We start from the raw sequence: 20,088 nt of genomic DNA, 5'->3' as shown, positions 1-20,088 counted from the left end.
CTTTTAAACATTAAAGGTGAATCACCTCGTCATACGCATCGGCAACCGCTTCCATAACCGCCTCGCTCATGGTGGGGTGGGGGTGCACTGCTTTCAGTACTTCATGCCCTGTGGTTTCCAATTTTCTGGCGACCACGGCTTCGGCAATCATATCGGTCACACCGGCACCTATCATGTGGCAACCCAACCATTCCCCATATTTGGCATCAAAAATGACCTTAACGAAACCATCAGCGTTTCCGGAAGCTTTCGCCTTACCACTGGCCGAGAATGGAAACTTACCGACTTTAATGTCATAGCCTTTTTCTTTGGCCTGCTTTTCGGTAAGTCCGACAGAGGCGACTTCAGGCATACAATAGGTACAACCCGGAATGTTGCCGTAATCGAGTGGTTCAACATGCATACCCTTGATTTTTTCGACACAGAGAATGCCTTCAGCAGAGGCAACGTGCGCCAAGGCTTGGCCTGGCGTCACATCACCAATGGCGTAATAGCCTGGAATGTTGGTCTGGTAATAATCGTTCACCAAGATTTTATCGCGGTCGGTGGCTATGCCGACTTCTTCCAAACCGATGTTTTCAATATTGGACTTAATTCCGACTGCGGAGAGCACGATATCGGCCTCGAGCACTTCTTCGCCCTTTGAAGTTTTCACGGTGGCCTTGACACCATCGCCAGACGTATCCACTTTGGTCACTTCGGCAGAAGTCTTGATTTTTATTCCCGTTTTTTTGAAACTTCGTTCCAATTGTTTTGAAACATCCTCATCTTCAACAGGAACAATGTTGGGAAGGTATTCAACAACAGTGACCTCGGTGCCCATAGCATTGTAGAAATAGGCAAATTCAATACCGATGGCACCACTGCCCACTACAATCATCTTTTTGGGCTGTTTTTCCAACGTCATTGCCTCACGATAGCCAATCACTTTTTTGCCATCTTGTGGAAGGCTAGGCAATTCACGGCTTCTAGCGCCGGTCGCGATGATGATATGGTCTGCCGAATATTCTGCAGCATCACCATGTTCGCCCTTTACGGCAATTTTCTTGCCCGGCAAGAGTTTGCCGAAACCATTCAAGACCTCGATTTTATTTTTTTTCATCAAAAATTGAACGCCCTTGCTCATGCCATCGGCCACATTTCTACTGCGTTTGACAACCGCATCAAAGTCATGCTCTACTTTTTTGGCATTGAGCCCGTAATCTTCGGCATGTTTCAGATATTCAAATACTTGAGCAGATTTCAGCAGTGCTTTGGTAGGGATGCACCCCCAGTTCAAACAGACCCCGCCCAAGTTCTCTTTTTCGACGATGGCGGTCTTGAAACCCAGTTGTGAAGCACGTATAGCGGTAACATATCCACCAGGACCACTACCTAAAACAATGACATCAAATTTGCTCATTATGTTGTGATTTTAGTTGTTAAAAAGGCGGTGCAAAGATAGTGAACAGAACTAAGTTTTCCTTGATTGTTTTTGAAGTAAAAGAGGTACAAAAAAACTAACTTCTTTTTCCAAAGATTTTCTTGTTGAAGGCCTCTGATTTGCCTTTGGGCACAGAAAGTGATTGCCAGTCTTCTTTTTTTACCATCTTGCCCAACAAAATAATTTGGCCCACATGGCCTGAATAATGTGCTAATTGGCGGTGAACGGCTTGAACAATGGAGTGTTTTTCTCCTCGAATCTTTATTTTGGTCTCAAAGTTTGACTCGTTTAACGTATTCAAAGCATCGAAAAGACAGTTCCACCCTTTTTCCCAGAGTAGTATTAATTCTTCTTTTGTTTTTGGCGGATTTTCAAACTCGGCATCTCGATGCCGCCATGGTTTTTCACCATCCTCGGTCAAAAAATGGGTCCACCTACTGAGCATGTTGCCCGCTAGATGTTTGACAATGATGGCAATGCTGTTTTCATGTTCTGAGGATTTCCAATGTAAATCCCTTTCAGAAAGTTGGGCAAAGGTCTTGTCACCGAGCGTTTTGTACCGCTCAAATTCAAATCGGGCACTTTTGATAAAATCAACAGTGAAATTCATTTTATCTACTTTAGAAAACTAGCTATTCTTCCCCTTTGGGGAAGTCCTGAGGGGCCTTAAAATCAATACTCACTGAATTGATGCAGTACCGTTGCCCAGTGGTATCTCTTGGGCCATCATCAAAAACATGGCCCAGATGGCTGCCACAATTGGCGCATACGGTCTCAGTGCGAATCATGCCGTGCGAAGTGTCTCGAATGTATTCAATGGCACCTTCCACGGCTTGGTCAAACGACGGCCAACCGCAGCCACTTTCAAACTTATGGTCGCTTTCAAAAAGCTTGGCATTACACGCCCTGCAATGATAATCACCGTTTTTAAAATGAAGGTTGTATTCGCCTGTATACGGATATTCAGTGCCTTTTTGACGCAACACCCGATATTCTTCGGGTGAGAGTTCTTTTTTCCAGTCTTCTTCTGTTTTCTCTATGGAATATTTTTTGCTCATTCAGGATTGGGTATAAAGTCTAACGCGGCACCATTGATGCAGTGTCTTTTTCCCGTGGGTTCTGGGCCATCATCAAAAACGTGCCCCAAATGCCCACCACAGGTGGCACAATGCTCCTCGGTTCGGGCGTAACCTATTTTATAATCGATATCATAGGCAACATTGCCCTCAATTTCTTGATAGAAACTGGGCCAACCAGTACCGGAGTCGAATTTGGTCTCGCTTTTGAACAGGGGTGTGCCACAGCCCGCACAGATATAGGTGCCTTTTTCTTTATTGTCGAGCAAATCACTGGTAAACGGATTTTCAGTGGCCGCCTTTCTGAGCACGTAAAACTCCATATCGGTCAATTCGGCCCTCCATTCGGCCTCGGTTTTGGTAACCTCAAATTCTTTTTCGGTGGTGTCGGCATTTGCCATGGTATTTTTCTCTTCTTGTGAGACCCCTTTGCAAGCGCTCAGAAGCAAAAGCACCATCATAAAAAAACTTTTGTACATAATTTCCGTTTCTCAAAATAGACGGAAAAAGTCTTCCATCCTTTCAAAAATAACCATTGCCCAACACTAAAAAAAGCCCAAATCACAATGAAATGGGCCTGTAGTCTATACAGTTGTGCTATTTGGATCTTATCTTTCGATATGCTTTATATCATTAACATCCAAACCACTTATGTCCATCACTTTTTCGAGGCTTATAAAATCTTGGGCGTTAAACTCACTTCTAAAGTCTGCGGGGATAATAGCTACCCGTACAGGGATGTTTTGGGTGCTAGCTGCATCCAAACCACTTAAATCACTATCTCCAATGATTTGTAGTTCAACAGTATTGATGTCGTGGTCAAAAACATATTGAAATTCGCCAAATTCATCGAAAACACTTGCTGGTAGAGGGGTGTACAAATCGTTTCCAAATGAAATGTAAACCAAAAAAACGTCACCTTCAAGAACCCCATCATAAGAGAGTATGTCACTTACCCAAGTATTGGCTTCTGTCAGGTACTCAAAACTTACCGATTCTTGAAATACGGTGGCTATGGTGTCAGCTCCATCCAATCCGTCAAGTCCGGGAGGTCCTGGAGGCCCTTGTGGTCCCTCACAGGCAAAGGCCGTTATGATGAATAGTGCTGCTAATACTGTTTTAAATGTATTTCTTCTCATGATTTTTGATTTTATAGGGTTGTTTTGAATATTTTACCAAGTAAATCAAAAAGCGTTCCATTTTTATCAACCCTCATGTTTTCTTATGTTGCTGGCGTTTTTTGATGCTACCTCATTAAAGATCTGTAAGTTTGCATTTGAAACCGAACAATATGGCCAACGTACTATCACACAGTCTTTTTACCGATTTTGACATTGATCTCTTTAAATCGGGCAAGCACTATCGACTTTTTGAAAAACTGGGTTCCCATTTGGTGGAAGTCGATGGTAAAAAAGGAACCTATTTTGCCGTTTGGGCCCCGTCGGCGAAGGCAGTTTCGGTTATCGGCGATTTCAATTACTGGACCGAAGGTGAGCACCCACTGTTCGTGCGCTGGGACGAAAGCGGTATTTGGGAAGGATTTATCCCAGGGGTGAAAAAAGGAGACAAATACAAATACAAGATACATTCCCACAATAACGATATCAGTACAGAGAAAGCTGATCCATTCGGACGCTATTGTGAGCAACCGCCTAAAACGGCATCCATTGTTTGGGAGGATGATTATTCATGGAAGGATGCAGATTGGATGAAGGCCCGACCAGAAAAAAACGGCCTTGACAGTCCATATTCTGTGTATGAGGTGCATTTGGGCTCTTGGAAACGAAAAGACGACAATGAATTTCTCAGCTACAAAGAGTTGGCCAATGATTTGGTGGCCTATGTGAAAGAAATGGGGTTCACCCATGTAGAGTTCATGCCCATCATGGAGTATCCTTTTGATCCATCTTGGGGGTATCAACTGACGGGCTATTTCGCACCAACCTCACGTTTTGGCGAACCAGCAGATTTTAAATTGTTGGTCGATGCCCTGCATAAGGCTGGTATAGGGGTGATATTGGATTGGGTGCCGTCGCATTTTCCTGAAGATGCCCACGGGTTGGGATTTTTTGATGGATCACATCTCTATGAACATCCCGACAGACGGAAAGGCTACCACCCAGATTGGAAAAGCCTGATCTTTAACTATGGAAGAAATGAGATACGCGCTTTTCTGATAAGCAACGCCATCTTTTGGCTGGATCAGTACCACGTTGACGGATTGCGAGTTGATGCCGTGGCTTCGATGCTGTATTTGGATTATTCCCGCGAAGATGGGGAGTGGGAGCCCAATATGTACGGCAACAATGAATATTTAGAGGCCATGTCGTTCATTCGAGAGCTCAATGAAGAGGTCTATAAACGATTTGATGGTATTCAGACGATTGCCGAAGAATCCACCGCGTTCACTGGCGTATCAAAACCGGTATATCTTGGCGGTCTCGGTTTTGGCATGAAATGGATGATGGGCTGGATGCACGACACCTTAGAATATTTCAAGAAAGAACCTGTGTATCGCAAGCACCACCAAAACGACATTACCTTCAGTATGACCTATGCGTTTACCGAAAACTTTATGTTGCCGTTTTCACATGATGAGGTGGTGTATGGCAAACAATCACTGATTTACCGCATGCCCGGTGACGAGTGGCAACGCTTCGCGAATCTGCGTTTGTTGTTCGGGTATATGTTTACCCACCCGGGAACAAATTTGATTTTTATGGGCGGTGAGTTTGGCCAGACGTCTGAGTGGAATTTTCAGCAAAGCCTTGATTGGCATTTGACACAGTATGATCTTCATTCGGGCATTCAAGAACTGATCAAAGATTTGAACGCTCTCTATAAAAACCAACCTGCATTGTATGAAAAACAATTCAGTCAAGAAGGTTTTGAGTGGATAGATTGGGGTGATGCCGAAAACTCGGTGTTGACCTACACCAGAAAAGGCCATGATGACAAAAATGACCTGATAATTGCCTGTAACATGACCCCAATGGTTCGAGAGAATTATAGGGTGGGGGTGCCAAAATCAAAGCAATTGAAATTGGTGTTCAACAGTGATGATTCAAAGTACGGTGGTAGTGGCACTGGCAAAAAAACCATGAAGCCCTCAACCAAATCATGGCACGGTAGAAAACACTCTGTAGAGATGAACCTACCCCCTTTGGGTGTACTTGTTTATAAATAGTCGTACTACAACGTTGTAGTTTTTCATTTGTTCACAACATCTTTTTAGAATCTCAATCTAAAATGCTTCTTTTGTGGGTCTAATCTTTCCGAAATGATTACAAATACCGAGTTTGAAAGAAGGGGCAATCAATACCCCGATCAGATTGTCGATTTCAAGCAAGAGAACGAAAAGTTTTACTTCACCACGCAGAACGGGGTGATTCTTGAAATCACGGTATTGCGTGACAGCATGATACGTTTCAGGTATGCTACCGAACATGTTTTTGAACCTGACTTTTCGTATGCGGTCAGTGAAGATGTGAGTTTGGGCTATAACGAGTTGGATGTCAAGGAAGAAGCACCTGAATACGTCATCACCACGTCAAAAGTAAAGGTGTATGTGAAAAAAGAAAACCTCAAAGTCCAGATTGCTGACTTAGAGGGAAACATCATCAACGAAGATGAACAAGGTTTTCATTGGGAAGAAAACTTTGCTTACGGTGGCAATGTGGTGAAGATGAGCAAAGTGACCCAATCATCTGAAAGTTATTACGGGCTTGGCGACAAGGCCTCACACACCAACCTAAAAGGCAAAAGAGTCAACAATTGGGTCACCGATTCGTATGCTTATGGCAAAGATCAAGAACCACTGTACAAGGCAATACCCTTTTATGTCGGCCTTCACTCAGAAGTTGCTTACGGTGTCTTTTTCGACAATTCGTTCAGTACCTATTTTGATTTCGCCAATGAAAAAAGAAACATCACCAGTTTTTGGGCCGATGGCGGCGAAATGAACTACTACTTTTTTTACGGCCCTGAAATGTCAAGGGTCGTTGAGGCATACACCGATTTGACCGGCGTGCCAGAAATGCCACCCTTATGGGCCTTGGGATATCACCAATCAAAGTGGAGCTATTATCCTGAAAAACAGGTAAAACAGCTTGCTGCCAAGTTTAGAAAATTAAAGATACCCTGTGACGCCATTTATTTGGATATTGATTATATGGATGGCTTTCGTTGTTTCACGTGGGACAATAAAAAATTCCCCGACCCAAAAAAAATGGTCGATGAGCTGGCAGAAGCTGGCTTTAAGACCGTTACCATGATTGATCCAGGGCTGAAAATAGATAGGGATTATTGGGTCTATCAACAGGCGATGGACAATGACTTTTTCTGCAAAAGGGCTGATGGACCTCATTTTAAGGGCAAAGTCTGGCCAGGGGATTGCAAGTTTCCTGATTTTACAAATCCAGAGGTTCGTGAGTGGTGGTCGGGCCTTTATAAAGAAATGATTGCCGATGTCGGTGTTCAGGGCGTTTGGAACGACATGAACGAACCCGCAGTAATGGAAGTACCGACCAAAACCATGAATCTTGATGTGAGACACGATTATGACGGCCACCCTTGTAGCCATCGAAAAGCGCATAATGTCTATGGTATGCAAATGGCCAGGGCAACCTATGATGGTATCAAAAAATTCATGTTTCCGAAACGGCCCTTTGTCTTGACAAGGGCAGCCTATTCGGGCACACAGCGGTATTGTTCCACTTGGACGGGGGATAACGTTGCTACTTGGGAACACCTCTGGATAGCCAATGTGCAGATGCAGCGCATGTGCCTGAGCGGCTATTCGTTTGTTGGATCCGATATTGGGGGTTTTGCCGAACAGCCCAATGGCGAACTTTTTGCCCGTTGGATCCAACTGGGTATTTTTCATCCATTTTGTAGGGTACATTCCAGTGGTGACCATGGTGATCAAGAACCTTGGTCGTTTGGTGATGAGATCACCGATATTGTCAGAAAGTTCATTGAACTTCGGTACCAACTGCTTCCATATTTGTATACCATGTTCTACAAATACATCAAAGACGGTCTGCCGATGCTGAAATCATTGGTGTTTTACGACCAGGCCGATGTACAGACCCATTTCCGTACCGATGAATTTATTTTTGGCGAACAGATTTTGGTCTGCCCGGTACAGGAACCCAACGCACAGGGGCGCAGAATGTACATTCCCAATGGAAAATGGTACAATCACTGGACCGGTGAAGTGGTTGAAGGGGGTATGGAAAAGTGGGTTTCCGCGGGAATCGATAAAATTCCATTTTTTATCAAAGAAGGCGCCATCATACCCAAATATCCTGTTCAGCAGTATGTCGGTGAAAAAGAATTGACAGAGTTGCTTCTAGATGTCTACTATAAAGAAGGAACCGAAAACTCCACGGTCTACGAAGACCAGCATGATGGCTATGATTATAAAAAGGGGCGTTTTAGTCTGCGCAATTTCAGGCTTAAGGGCAAACCCAATGAATTGATCATACAACAGTTCAAAGATGGCAGCTACATCACACCCTACGAAACCTTTAAGTTACAGTTTCATGGCCTGCCCTTTAAAATTAAAACTATCGAGGTCGATAATGAAGTGGTCGATTTAAAATCGGTAAAGCTCAACGGCAACAACAGTATTCAAATCAGCAAAGATTTCACCGAATTGCACATTATTGGTGAATGATATTTTTCGTAATTTTCTATCTCTAAACACTTAAGATATGAAATGAGCATAAACTTTTTTAAGCATACCCTATCGATATGATTAAAATAAAAATATGCGAATTACTGAATGTGCAGAAATTTCTAGTTTCTTCTTTTTCAGCAAACTATAAAATTTTAAACAGATGAAACGATTACTCTTGGCAATAATGCTGTTTTTGGCCGTTGTCGCGTGCAAGACAAACCCCTTTACGGGCAAGAAAACCTTGAATTTTTATCCGAATAGCCAGATTTTTCCCATGGCTTTCGCCCAATATGACCAATTCTTGAATGAAAACAAAGTTGTAGAAGGCACCTCTGAGGCAAAAATGATCACCAATGTCGGCCAACGAATCTCATCTGCTGCCGAACGCTGGCTTGATGCCAATGGGTATCCTGGCTATTTGAAAGATTATAAATGGGAATACAACTTGGTCAACGATGAAACCGTTAATGCTTGGTGCATGCCAGGCGGTAAAATCGTGTTCTACACGGGCATTATGCCCATCTGTCAAGATGAAACTGGCGTAGCTGTGGTCATGGGGCACGAGGTGGCCCACGCATTGGCCGATCATGGCGCCCAGCGTATGAGTGCGGGCACCTTACAACAAATCGGTGCCGTGGCTGGTAATGTTGCCATTCAAGACCCCCAAAAGCGCAACATGTTCAATCAAGCCTATGGTCTTGGCACTACTATAGGTGGTATGCTTCCGTTCAGTCGAAGTCATGAAACAGAGGCTGACCGAATTGGCATACAGATTATGGCCATTGCAGGGTACAATCCTGATGAGGCCGCTGATTTATGGCGACGCATGAAAGCCAAAGGAGGGCAGGCACCACCAGAATTTTTGAGCACGCACCCTTCAACGGATACCCGTATCAAGAATTTGGAAGCTTGGGCGCCATTGGCCAAACAAGAAGCCACAAAATTTGGGGTGACCAGCTTTAAGTAGAGATGTTAAAAAGATTTTATTTCAAGCCGTCTGTTCTGGGCGGCTTTTTTTATTTTTAGCCCTATGGCTAAGGTACTTGCGATGAAGGGCAACAAAAAGTTGCTGAATGCTTGGGCATTCTACGATTGGGCCAATTCCGTATACAGCCTGGTCATCGCTTCGGCCATTTTCCCGATTTTTTATGGGGCCTTGTTTCGCGTGGCCGAAATAGAGAAAATTCAGATTTTTGGTGGTGAAATTGCACGCGCACCGCTCATCAGTTACGTCACTTCGGCGGCTTTTGTCTTTATCGCTTTTATCACCCCGCTGATTTCAGGTATTGCAGATTATTTGGGGAATAAAAAAATCTTCCTCAAATTTTTCTGTTACTTGGGCGCGGTTTCCTGTATCGGCCTGTACTGGTTTTCATTGGAAAATATCTATCTGGGATTGACGTGTTATTTCTTTGGATTGGTGGGATTTTGGGTCAGTTTCGCCATCAACAACTCCTATTTACCTGACATTGCTTTTCCCGAACAACAAGACGGCATAAGTGCCAAAGGATTCTCTTTGGGCTATATCGGAAGCGTCATCTTGCTTCTCTTTAATTTGGCAATGGTCATGAAGCCCGATGTGTTTGGCATTACGGACAGTGGGGGAGAAGCAGCTGAAATCAAGGCCATGAAATACTCTTTTGTCTCTGTAGGCATTTGGTGGATGCTTTTTAGTCAATATACCTTTTTACATCTTCCCAAAGGATATAAAAGGGAAGGCGAGCGAAAAAACATCATCCTCAACGGCTTTCGAGAGCTGCAGTCCGTTTGGAAGCAATTGGGTACTGAAACAAAGCTAAAAAGATATTTGGGTGCCTTTTTTGTTTATAGTATGGCGGTTCAGACCATCATGCTCATCGCCACGTATTTTGGGGAAGAAGAAATAGCTTGGGGCAGTGACAGCGAACGAACCACAGGGCTGATCATCAGTATACTGGTGATTCAAGTCGTCGCTATATTTGGCGCAACGGCCACAGCAAGGGCCTCAAGAGCCTTTGGGAATATCAGAACTTTGATTGTCGTCAATATCTTTTGGCTGCTGCTCTGTATCTACGCATATTTTCTACAGACACCAATGGATTTCTACATCGCCGCGGGTTTGGTGGGTATTGTGATGGGTGGTATACAGGCACTCTCACGGTCGACTTATTCGAAATTTCTGCCTGAAACCACCGATACCACTTCTTTTTTCAGTTTTTATGATGTGGCCGAAAAAATTGGTATCGTCATTGGCACCTTTTTATATGGATTTGTCGCACAATTCACGGGCAGTATGCGCAATGCGGCCATCTTTTTGGGTATTTTCTTTTTGATCGGTGCATTTTTATTGACAAGGGTTGAGCGTAAAAATTAGCAAAAGTTTAAATCAAGTTTCGATGTAAGAGTACTTCCATCGCTACGGAAACAAATATTTTTAGCACCTAATTTGTTTATAATTATGAAGCCACAAATTACATTTTTACTATTGCTATGCGCATTGGGTCTTTTTGCCCAAGAAAAACCAAAACTTTCTACAATAGAATTCGTTGAAGTCCTTAATGAAAATAGGGATGAGGCACGTTATTATTTTGAGAACAATTGGAAGGTTTTCAGACAGAAGGCCCTAGAACGAAACTATATTGCAGGCTTTCAATTGTTGGAAACCGCTAAGACAAAAGAAGCATCTTTTGATTTTATTTTGGTGACCACGTATGCCAATGAGAACAGCTATGCCAACGGTGAAAAAAACTTTCAGTCTATTATATCGGAAGCCGAAGGACTCAAACTTTTAAATCAGAAAAAGCCATCGGAGTTCAGAAAATCTGTTGCGGTACAAGAAAAGGTCATGCACCTTGAATAAAAAACCCCACTGGTTGAGTGGGGCGTGCTTTTGATTGATGATGGTTGTTTGATGATTGATTTCGATAAACCCCCTTTTTAATAACTTGATACGTCGCCTGAGCCTGAAACTTTGCTGTCAATTTTTCCAGGATTCCCTTTATAGCTGATATCACCTGAACCTGATACTCTCGCTTTTAGCATGCTGTTGGCGGTAATTTTTATATCGGCCGAACCTGAAACTTGGGCAGTGACGTTATCCGCTTTAAGGTCATAGGCTTTGACGTCGCCAGAGCCAGAAACCTGAACGTCAAAGTCTCTTGCACTGCCTTCAAGTACAATATCCCCAGAACCAGATAATTGTGCTGATAATTCGTCAGCCTCGATGGACAGTTCAACATCACCCGATCCCGCCACGTTGGCCTTGAACCTATCGGCTTTTAAAGTGGTTTTGCTCACCACATCTCCGGAGCCCGATAAAGAGACCGCACTGATGTCTTCTACGGGCACTGTGATGTTGATGCCCGAATTCCAATTGGAAGGTTTTAGATTGACCCCTTTTTCGACCTTGATGACCAAACGGCCATCGTCTTTTACTTCGGTTTTGATATACTCCAAAAGATTTTCTTCGCCTTTGAGTGTGATTTCACCTTCGTTGCCCGAAACCAATTCCACATCAAACCATCCGGCAACTGCAATGGCATCGTATTCGCCAACCGAACGTTCAATGGTGACTGTTTTTCCATTTCCTTTTACTCTTTTTCCCCATTGTGCCGTAGCAACAAAAGTGAAAAGTAATAGTGTTACAGTGAGTGTTTTTTTCATGGTTGTGTTCGTTTTTTGGTCCGCCTACAGCGGACAGGTTATTAATTTTTATAAAAAGTGATTCCTCCGTATTCGCTGTTGATATAGACTACATTACCAGAATTATCATCGCCGTGGTATCCGTTGTAGTACTTTTCACTTGATTTCTCTTTTCTGACCTGAACTTCAAAATCATCCAATCCACTGACCCCCGCATATTCTGTGGTGATGTCAAAATCAAAATGATAGCCGGGGTCATATCCAATTTTAATCCCCGTATAATCGGTTTTGATGTTTACATCTCCGGCTTCGGGCATCATTTTTGAAATCTTTACCGATCCATAATCGGCAGAGACATCAACATTGCCGTGAACTTCACCTAATTTGATGCCAATGTAGTCACCGTTGCCCTGCACGTTTTTCACATGGCCCACTTCCATAGAACCATAGTCAGAGGAATAGTCCAAGTTGCCCATCTCATTGATGACGGCATTGGTATAATCCGCTTTTACGGTCAAATCGCCAGCCTTCTCAATGGTAAACCCTGAATAGTCTGCAATGATTTCAGCACTGTTGACGTATTCAAAGGTCGACCTTGAAGTATAATCAAATCGCAGCTCATTGTTACGCCCACGTAGCTCGCCCACCTCAATTTTACCATAATCGCAATTGATCTTGGCATGGCCGTCAATGCGGTCAAGGTAGATGTTACCGTAGTCATTGTTCAGGTGCACGCTGTTTTTTACGGGTAATTTTATGGTGTAGTTCACCTGTACGTTGACATTGTTCTTCTTTCCCCAGCTCCAGCCCCAATTTCTGTCTTTATCACCAAATCGGGTACGTGCAGCGACATAACTTGCCTCATTTTCAAAATATACATCAATCTCATTGAGCCGCTCTTGTACACGGCTCTCGTTGTTGCCGTTTGTTTTGATGTGCACCTCTATCATCACTTTGTTTTCGTTCCAAGAAGTGATGTTAAGGTTGCCGTAACTGTTCTTGACCTTGAAAAGGGCATCTGAATTCACATTGAACTCTCTTTTTATGGTCTTTTCTTTGGTGTATTTTCCCTTCCAACCACTGTCACAGGGGTCAGCCTTGACTGCCAGTGGCAGCACAAAGAGAATTAGGGTCAGATATTTAAATGGTAAAATTCGCATCATTGTATGGTTTTAAATTTTTTACTTCTTCAATATTGGTCAGTACATCTTTCAATAGATCGATTCTTGTTTGAAAGTTGATAATCATGGCATTGAGTATGATTTTGCTGTTGCCCCCGTTGACCAAGTCTTGTTCCAACTTTTTGTAATCATTTTCCAATTTGGTCAACTGTAGAAGAGCGTCATCAACCAGTTGCGCCGTCTCGGGCGACTTGGCATTTTTCAACTCTTGCACCTGTTCTTCAATGAGGCTGGCAAAATAGAACTGGGTCTCTGATACCTCTGGCGCAATCTCGACCACTTGTTCATCAATGGTTGGTTTCTCATTGAACAATTGAAGCCCTAACATGCATAGTAAGGCTATTGAGGCAGCGATGGAAAGCGGTTTCCACCAACTCGTCTTTTTCCTTTGGATGCCTACCACCCCTTTTGATCGGTTCAATTTTTCAAGAAACCGTTCTTGATGTCCATCTCTGGGTTCACCAATATCAAATTGGCCCTGTAAGCTGTCAAACAATTCTTCTATTCCGTCCTTCTTCATATCAATTTTTTTAATTCAATACCAACTTCTTTCTCAAACTCTCCTTAGCCCTTGAAATCGTCGTTCTACAGTTCGCATAACTGATGTTCATGATGTCGCTGATTTCTTCGTAATCATAACCTTCGATGAGGTGTAAGGTCAAAGAAACTCTGTAATTGTCTTTTAAACTTTTCATGGTCTCCATCACTTTTTGAGCCTTCAGTTCTGTTTGACCATTGTGGCTTAAAGCAACTCCATCATTATCCTCGACCTTGTATACAACCTCATCTATATCAACAGTGTTTATTTTCTGCTGCTTTCTATAATGATAGATACTGTTGTTCACCACAATTCGTTTTAACCATGCCCCGAAGGTCACTTCACCCTTAAAAGTGTGCAGTTTCGTAAACGCGTTCAGAAACGATTCTTGCATCACATCTTCGGCTTCAGCTGTATGTTTTACAATCCGCAGTGCCGTGTTGTACATGGCCTTGTAATAGCGGTTGTAAATTTCGAGCTGGGCACTTTGTTTTCCTTCCAGACATAATTGCAACAGTGCATCAGTATGTTCGTTTTGGCGGCTCAAAAAGTTGAATGGTTTGTAGTAAAGATTTAACAATTTACCGATTGTTACACTTTTTCTTAAATTTTTAGTCTTTCATGGCACAAGAATTGTCCTTTCAAGGAGGTAAAAAGCCGTTGCATGAACTACAAGGCCTATTTTCAAAGGCTTGTGGGCAATGATTGAAGAAATAATTAGCTAAGTGCCACTGCTCAATGAATGACAGAATGGCTGAAATATGATATATGGGAGAAGTAAAATTCACAAATTTTGACAATTTGTCTTTACAGGGGATTGATGAGGATGCAGAGTTGATTCCCCTTCTGACACCGGAAGATGAAGAAGAGATGAACCGTGAGAGACTACCGGATACCTTACCGGTGCTGCCACTCAGAAATACGGTGTTGTTTCCCGGTGTGGTCATACCGATCACTGCAGGTAGGGACAAATCAATCAATCTGATCAAAGACGCCAACAATGGCACAAAGACCATTGGGGTGGTCTCACAAAAAGACGAAGAGACAGAAAATCCGAGTGTAAAAGATATCAATACCTTGGGTACGGTAGCCCGAATTCTGAGGGTTCTTCAGATGCCCGATGGCAATACCACGGTCATTATCCAGGGCAAGAAAAGGTTTGAGATTGCCGAGGTGCTTACCGAGAAGCCCTACATGACGGCGACCATCCGTGAGGCGAAAGAAACAAGACCCGATTCAAATGATAAGGAATTTTTGGCCATCATCGATTCTATCAAAGAATTGGCGTTTCGCATCATCAAAGACAACCCAAATATACCCAGCGAGGCCAATTTTGCCATCAAGAACATTCAGAGCAATTCGTTCTTGATCAACTTTGTGTCTTCAAACCTCAACCTAGAGGTTGCCGAAAAGCAAAAATTGCTTGAAATCGAGAATCTACAAGAGCGGGCCCTCACCACACTCAAGTATATGAACGTTGAGCTTCAGAAGCTGGAGTTGAAAAACGACATCCAATCCAAGGTCCGTAGTGATATGGACCAACAACAACGCGAGTATTTCCTTCACCAGCAAATGAAGACCATTCAAGAAGAATTGGGTGGTATTTCGTATGAGGAAGAGGTAGACGAGATGCGCATCAAGGCCAAAAAGAAAAAATGGGGCAAAAAGGTCAAAGAACATTTTGAGAAAGAATTGGCCAAGATGCAGCGCATGAATCCGCAGGTGGCGGAGTACTCCATCCAAAGAAATTATCTTGATTTGTTTCTTGACCTGCCATGGAACGAATACTCCAAAGATAAATTCGACCTGAAACGCGCCCAAAAAATACTGGACCGTGATCATTACGGACTTGAGGATGTCAAACGCCGGATCATTGAATATCTGGCCGTATTGAAATTGCGCAACGATATGAAATCCCCCATTCTGTGCCTTTATGGCCCTCCGGGCGTGGGTAAGACCTCATTGGGCAAATCGGTCGCAGAGGCTTTGGGGCGTGAATACGTGCGTATGTCGTTGGGTGGGCTACGTGATGAGGCTGAAATACGCGGACATCGTAAAACTTATATCGGTGCTATGCCAGGGCGCATCATTCAAAGTATCAAAAAAGCGGGCACGTCAAACCCTGTCTTTATATTGGATGAGATTGACAAGCTTTCAAACAGTCATCAAGGTGACCCATCATCGGCGATGTTAGAGGTGCTTGACCCTGAGCAGAACAGTGAATTCCATGATAATTTTTTAGAGATGGGCTACGATCTGTCAAAAGTGATGTTCATAGCTACCGCAAACAATCTCTCAACAATTCAACCAGCCCTGCGCGATCGTATGGAAATCATCAATGTTACAGGCTATACGATTGAAGAAAAGGTCGAGATTGCCAAACGACATCTACTGCCCAAACAATTGAAGGAACATGGGCTGACAGCAAAACATTTAAAGATTGGCAAGCCCCAACTCGAAAAAATTGTGGAAGGCTATACCCGCGAATCGGGGGTACGAACATTAGAAAAGCAAATCGCCAAAATGGTACGCTTTGCTGCAAAGAATATTGCTACTGAAGAAACATACAATGTCAAGGTCACGCATGCCGATGTTGAAGAAGTGCTCGGCCCACCACGAATGGAGCGTGACAAGTATGAAAATAACGAAGTGGCAGGGGTGGTAACCGGTTTGGCATGGACGAGTGTGGGAGGTGATATTTTATTCATAGAGTCCATACTTTCCAAAGGAAAAGGCACCATGAACATCACTGGAAACCTTGGCAAAGTGATGAAAGAGTCAGCAACAATCGCTTTGGAATACATCAAGTCAAATGCTGATCAGTATGGCATCAATCCAGAAGTATTTGAGAAATACAATGTACACATTCACGTACCCGAGGGCGCCACACCTAAAGATGGCCCCAGTGCGGGTATCACCATGTTGACCTCATTGGTGTCGTTGTTCACCCAACGCAAGGTGAAAAAGAGCTTGGCGATGACCGGCGAGATAACGCTACGTGGCAAAGTACTTCCCGTTGGCGGAATCAAAGAAAAGATTCTGGCTGCCAAACGGGCCCGTATCAAAGAAATCATTCTTTGCGAGGGCAACCGAAAAGATATTTTGGAAATCAAGGAGGAGTACCTTAAAGGCCTCAAATTCCATTACGTAACCGATATGGCCGAGGTCATTGATATTGCGATTACCAAACAGAGGGTAAAGAACGCGAAAAAGCTATAATCTTTGACAAAGTCCGAAACTTTGTCAAAGTTGCTTCCTATTTTTGCCCCATGCGTAAAATCATCGTTGCCATTGACGGCCATTCCTCCACAGGTAAAAGCACTGTTGCCAAGCGTCTAGCCAAAGCCTTGGGCTATGTTTTTATCGACACAGGGGCCATGTACCGCGCCGTGACGCTCTATGCCTTGCAAAATGGTTTTGTTTCAGAAGGTAAGTTGAATGCCCAAAAATTGACCGCCGCATTACCCAGTATTGAACTGAAATTCAAGACCAATACCGATACAGGTAAATCAGAAATGTACCTTAATGGCAAGAATGTTGAAGGTGAAATACGTTCTATGGAGGTTTCAAAATATGTGAGCCCAGTGGCCACGATTAAAGAAGTGCGTGAGAAATTGGTGGCACAACAGCAAAAAATGGGATTGGAAAAGGGCATCGTGATGGATGGAAGGGATATTGGCACCGTTGTTTTTCCCGATGCCGAGCTGAAAATCTATATGACCGCTTCTGCTGAGATCAGGGCACAAAGACGGTATCAAGAATTGTTGGGCAGAGGTGAGAACGTTTCCTACGATGAAGTATTAAAAAATGTGCAAGACCGTGACCGTATTGATTCCACCAGAGAAACATCCCCATTAAAAAAGGCAGAAGATGCCATAGAATTTGACAACAGCGAATTGGGGATGGAGGAGCAGTTTGAAAAGATTTTGGATTTAGCGAGACAAAAAATAGACCTTCAAGGTTTTCAAAACCTTGAAGGTCTGAAACCTTGAAGGCGTGAATCTTTATGGATTTGGAATGACCAAAACTTGGTCAGGATGAATCACATCAGGATTGTTCAGAATGTTTCGGTTCGCCTCAAAAATAGCATTGTATTTCATGGCATCGCCGTAATAATGCTTGGCAATCTTGCTCAATGATTCCCCACTTTTGACCACATGACGATGGTATACAGAACTGTCACCCACAGAAATATTGGCTTTGACATCAGAGGGGTTTTCGCCTCCGATTTGCTTGATTTTGTCCCAAAGAAGGTCTTTTTCGTATTGGGTATTGGCCTCGCCCTTGATTTTGAGCACGCCATTTTCTTCAGAAACGTCGCCATCCTTGATTCCGAGTTGCTGCCCCAGATCAAGTACGGGTTGATATTTTGCTTTAACGCCCATAGTGTTTTCGATGTTTAATGGTTATACAATTAGTGTGTCACAATATAGCCATTAAAGTCTCATTTTGGCTTAAATTTTCATTAATACTTGAAGTGGCAATCACTATCACAAGTAAATGTTTGTAGTACAATAAATTAATTGTATTTTTGCACTCCTTTTTGGCGAAATTCAAGAGAGAAAAGGAATCCAAAAAAAATCTAATTACTTCTGCGGTAATCGCCTGACTCTTGTAGCACCAGCAGAATACAAACTAAAATCAGCACATGGCTGAAGAAAAAAAGAAAGCAAAAGTAGCTGAAGCTGCTGAAGCGATAGAAGTAGCTAACACCACTGCAGAAGTTGGCGAAGAAATCAAAGAAGAGACTCCTAAACAAGACCCAAAAGAATTTCTAGAAAACTTCGACTGGGATAAATATGAAGAAGGTATTGAGCGTGTCGAGGATTCTAAACTGAAGGAGTTTGAATCTTTGGTAGAAGAGAATTTTGTCGATACCGCCGATGAAGAGGTTGTCGAAGGTACCGTTGTACACATGACCGACCGAGAGGCAATCATTGATATCAACGCCAAGTCTGAAGGGGTCATCTCGTTGAATGAGTTTCGTTACAACCCTGATTTAAAGGTTGGTGACAAGGTTGAAGTCCTTATTGACATCCGTGAAGACAAAACAGGCCAATTGGTGCTTTCACACCGTAAGGCCCGTACCATAATGGCATGGGATCGTGTAAATGACGCCCATGACAAAGAAGAAGTGGTACAAGGCTTTGTCAAGTGCCGTACCAAAGGGGGTATGATTGTCGATGTCTTCGGAATCGAGGCCTTTTTGCCCGGTTCTCAAATTGACGTGAAACCTATTCGTGATTACGACCAATATGTTGGCAAGAACATGGAGTTCAAGGTGGTGAAGATCAACCACGAGTTCAAGAACGTTGTTGTATCGCACAAAGCGTTGATTGAAGCTGATATTGAAGAACAGAAAAAAGAAATCATCGGCCAATTGGAAAAAGGCCAGGTTTTGGAAGGTGTGGTCAAAAACATCACTTCCTACGGTGTCTTTATCGATTTGGGCGGTGTAGATGGATTGATCCACATCACCGACCTGTCATGGAGCCGTATCAACCACCCGAATGAAGTGGTTGATCTGGATCAGAAACTGAATGTGGTCATCCTTGATTTTGACGATAATAAATCAAGAATCCAGCTGGGTCTGAAACAATTGGAGAAACACCCATGGGATGCCCTTGGTGATGAAATCAAAATTGGTGACAAAGTGAAGGGCAAAGTCGTGGTCATCGCTGACTACGGTGCCTTTATTGAAGTCGCTGAAGGTGTTGAAGGTTTGATTCACGTTTCTGAAATGTCATGGTCTACCCACCTGCGTTCTGCACAAGACTTTGTAAACGTTGGCGATGAGGTAGAAGCCGTTGTTTTGACCATGGATAGGGAAGAGCGTAAAATGTCATTGGGCATCAAGCAATTGACCCCAGACCCATGGACGGATATCACTTCAAAATACCCAGTTGGCTCACGTCACAAGGGAATCATCAGAAACTTTACCAATTTTGGTGTTTTTGTTGAATTGGAAGAAGGTATCGACGGTTTGATCTATATCTCTGACCTTTCATGGACAAAGAAAATCAAGCATCCATCTGAATTTGTGAATGTTGGCGATACCATTGAGGTTGAAGTATTGGAGTTGGATGTTGAAGGCCGCAAGTTGAGCTTGGGCCACAAGCAGACCACCGAAAATCCATGGGATAAGTATGCTGCCGAGTTTGCTGAAGGCACGGTGCACAAAGCCAAAATCACAGAGATTGTTGACAAAGGTGCTACGATTGACTTCAATGAAGACATCACAGCATTTGTACCACAACGCCACATGGAAAAAGAGGATGGCAAGAAACTGGGCAAAGGCGAAGAAGCAGAATTCAAGATCATTGAGTTCAACAAAGACTTCAAGCGTGTAGTGGCCAGCCATACCGCTATCTTTAGAGAGCAAGAAGAGCGTAATGTAAGATCGGCCAAAAGGAAAATGGCTGCCGCGCAAGAAGATGCTCCGACTTTAGGTGATGCAAATTCACAATTGCAGAAACTGAAAGAAAAAATGGAAGCTGACAATAAAAAATAAGTTTTCAGTTTGAGAGATATGTGAAGCCCCGACTATTTGGTCGGGGCTTTTTGTT

At 43.3% G+C, this 20,088-nt stretch carries 18 protein-coding genes; 8 read left to right on the top strand and 10 right to left on the bottom strand.

Annotated elements, in window-relative coordinates:
* Positions 1-10: 10 nt before the first annotated feature.
* The 5 genes from lpdA to AAAH86_RS06685 form a co-directional block, all read right to left on the bottom strand.
* Positions 11-1,402, bottom strand: coding sequence for a dihydrolipoyl dehydrogenase (gene lpdA, locus AAAH86_RS06705; RefSeq protein WP_343486742.1), 1,392 nt, complete (start codon positions 1,400-1,402; stop codon positions 11-13).
* A 97-nt stretch (positions 1,403-1,499) separates the two neighbouring features.
* Positions 1,500-2,033, bottom strand: coding sequence for a DUF1572 domain-containing protein (locus AAAH86_RS06700; RefSeq protein ID WP_343486741.1), 534 nt, complete (start codon positions 2,031-2,033; stop codon positions 1,500-1,502).
* A gap of 22 nt (positions 2,034-2,055) precedes the next feature.
* Entirely contained in the window at positions 2,056-2,481 is a 426-nt protein-coding gene (gene msrB / locus AAAH86_RS06695; RefSeq protein WP_343486740.1) for a peptide-methionine (R)-S-oxide reductase MsrB, read from the bottom strand.
* The gene (gene msrB, locus AAAH86_RS06690; protein ID WP_343486739.1) at positions 2,478-2,978 is read right to left on the bottom strand and encodes a peptide-methionine (R)-S-oxide reductase MsrB; all 501 of its coding nucleotides are present in this window, start codon (positions 2,976-2,978) and stop codon (positions 2,478-2,480) included. The genes msrB (AAAH86_RS06695) and msrB (AAAH86_RS06690) overlap by 4 nt, the downstream gene beginning before the upstream one ends.
* A gap of 129 nt (positions 2,979-3,107) precedes the next feature.
* Positions 3,108-3,638, bottom strand: a complete 531-nt coding sequence (locus AAAH86_RS06685; protein ID WP_343486738.1) for a hypothetical protein — start codon at positions 3,636-3,638, stop codon at positions 3,108-3,110.
* Positions 3,639-3,790: 152 nt separating this feature from the next.
* On the opposite strand from AAAH86_RS06685, the gene glgB reads away from it, so the two are divergent.
* From glgB to AAAH86_RS06660, 5 genes are all read left to right on the top strand, one after another.
* The gene (glgB, locus tag AAAH86_RS06680) at positions 3,791-5,686 is read left to right on the top strand and encodes a 1,4-alpha-glucan branching protein GlgB (protein ID WP_343486737.1); all 1,896 of its coding nucleotides are present in this window, start codon (positions 3,791-3,793) and stop codon (positions 5,684-5,686) included.
* 93 nt (positions 5,687-5,779) lie between these two features.
* Positions 5,780-8,179: a glycoside hydrolase family 31 protein gene (locus AAAH86_RS06675; RefSeq protein WP_343486736.1), complete on the top strand. Its 2,400-nt coding sequence runs from the start codon at positions 5,780-5,782 to the stop codon at positions 8,177-8,179.
* A gap of 163 nt (positions 8,180-8,342) precedes the next feature.
* On the top strand, positions 8,343-9,149 hold the full coding sequence (locus AAAH86_RS06670; RefSeq protein ID WP_343486735.1) for a M48 family metallopeptidase: 807 nt from the start codon (positions 8,343-8,345) through the stop codon (positions 9,147-9,149).
* Positions 9,150-9,212: 63 nt separating this feature from the next.
* Complete coding sequence (locus tag AAAH86_RS06665) at positions 9,213-10,535, top strand: MFS transporter (RefSeq protein WP_343486734.1); 1,323 nt, start codon at positions 9,213-9,215, stop codon at positions 10,533-10,535.
* Between the two features lie 84 nt (positions 10,536-10,619).
* The gene (locus tag AAAH86_RS06660) at positions 10,620-11,021 is read left to right on the top strand and encodes a hypothetical protein (protein ID WP_343486733.1); all 402 of its coding nucleotides are present in this window, start codon (positions 10,620-10,622) and stop codon (positions 11,019-11,021) included.
* Positions 11,022-11,098: 77 nt separating this feature from the next.
* On the opposite strand, the gene AAAH86_RS06655 is transcribed toward AAAH86_RS06660, so the two are convergent.
* From AAAH86_RS06655 to AAAH86_RS06640, 4 genes are read right to left on the bottom strand one after another with little or no spacing between them, the layout of a single operon-like run.
* Positions 11,099-11,824: a head GIN domain-containing protein gene (locus AAAH86_RS06655; protein WP_343486732.1), complete on the bottom strand. Its 726-nt coding sequence runs from the start codon at positions 11,822-11,824 to the stop codon at positions 11,099-11,101.
* Positions 11,825-11,865: 41 nt separating this feature from the next.
* Positions 11,866-12,966 carry a hypothetical protein gene (locus AAAH86_RS06650; RefSeq protein WP_343486731.1) on the bottom strand — a complete coding sequence of 367 codons (1,101 nt, stop codon included), beginning with the start codon at positions 12,964-12,966 and terminating at the stop codon, positions 11,866-11,868.
* On the bottom strand, positions 12,944-13,504 hold the full coding sequence (locus tag AAAH86_RS06645; RefSeq protein ID WP_343486730.1) for a hypothetical protein: 561 nt from the start codon (positions 13,502-13,504) through the stop codon (positions 12,944-12,946). The genes AAAH86_RS06650 and AAAH86_RS06645 overlap by 23 nt, the downstream gene beginning before the upstream one ends.
* A gap of 10 nt (positions 13,505-13,514) precedes the next feature.
* Positions 13,515-14,069 carry an RNA polymerase sigma factor gene (locus tag AAAH86_RS06640; protein WP_343486849.1) on the bottom strand — a complete coding sequence of 185 codons (555 nt, stop codon included), beginning with the start codon at positions 14,067-14,069 and terminating at the stop codon, positions 13,515-13,517.
* A 221-nt stretch (positions 14,070-14,290) separates the two neighbouring features.
* On the opposite strand from AAAH86_RS06640, the gene lon reads away from it, so the two are divergent.
* Positions 14,291-16,741, top strand: coding sequence for an endopeptidase La (gene lon, locus AAAH86_RS06635; protein WP_343486729.1), 2,451 nt, complete (start codon positions 14,291-14,293; stop codon positions 16,739-16,741).
* A gap of 50 nt (positions 16,742-16,791) precedes the next feature.
* Complete coding sequence (gene cmk, locus AAAH86_RS06630; RefSeq protein ID WP_343486728.1) at positions 16,792-17,514, top strand: (d)CMP kinase; 723 nt, start codon at positions 16,792-16,794, stop codon at positions 17,512-17,514.
* A gap of 12 nt (positions 17,515-17,526) precedes the next feature.
* On the opposite strand, the gene AAAH86_RS06625 is transcribed toward cmk, so the two are convergent.
* Complete coding sequence (locus tag AAAH86_RS06625) at positions 17,527-17,907, bottom strand: LysM peptidoglycan-binding domain-containing protein (RefSeq protein ID WP_343486727.1); 381 nt, start codon at positions 17,905-17,907, stop codon at positions 17,527-17,529.
* Positions 17,908-18,170: 263 nt separating this feature from the next.
* Here AAAH86_RS06625 and rpsA point away from each other — a divergent pair, with 263 nt between their 5' ends.
* Positions 18,171-20,033, top strand: coding sequence for a 30S ribosomal protein S1 (rpsA, locus tag AAAH86_RS06620; protein WP_343486726.1), 1,863 nt, complete (start codon positions 18,171-18,173; stop codon positions 20,031-20,033).
* Positions 20,034-20,088 lie beyond the last annotated feature (55 nt).

The sequence above is a fragment of the Allomuricauda sp. d1 genome (assembly GCF_039592695.1).
In the GTDB taxonomy this organism is placed as follows: domain Bacteria; phylum Bacteroidota; class Bacteroidia; order Flavobacteriales; family Flavobacteriaceae; genus Flagellimonas_A.
The sequence above is the reverse complement of the archived record's forward strand: the minus strand, read 5'-3'. Positions and strand labels throughout refer to the sequence as shown.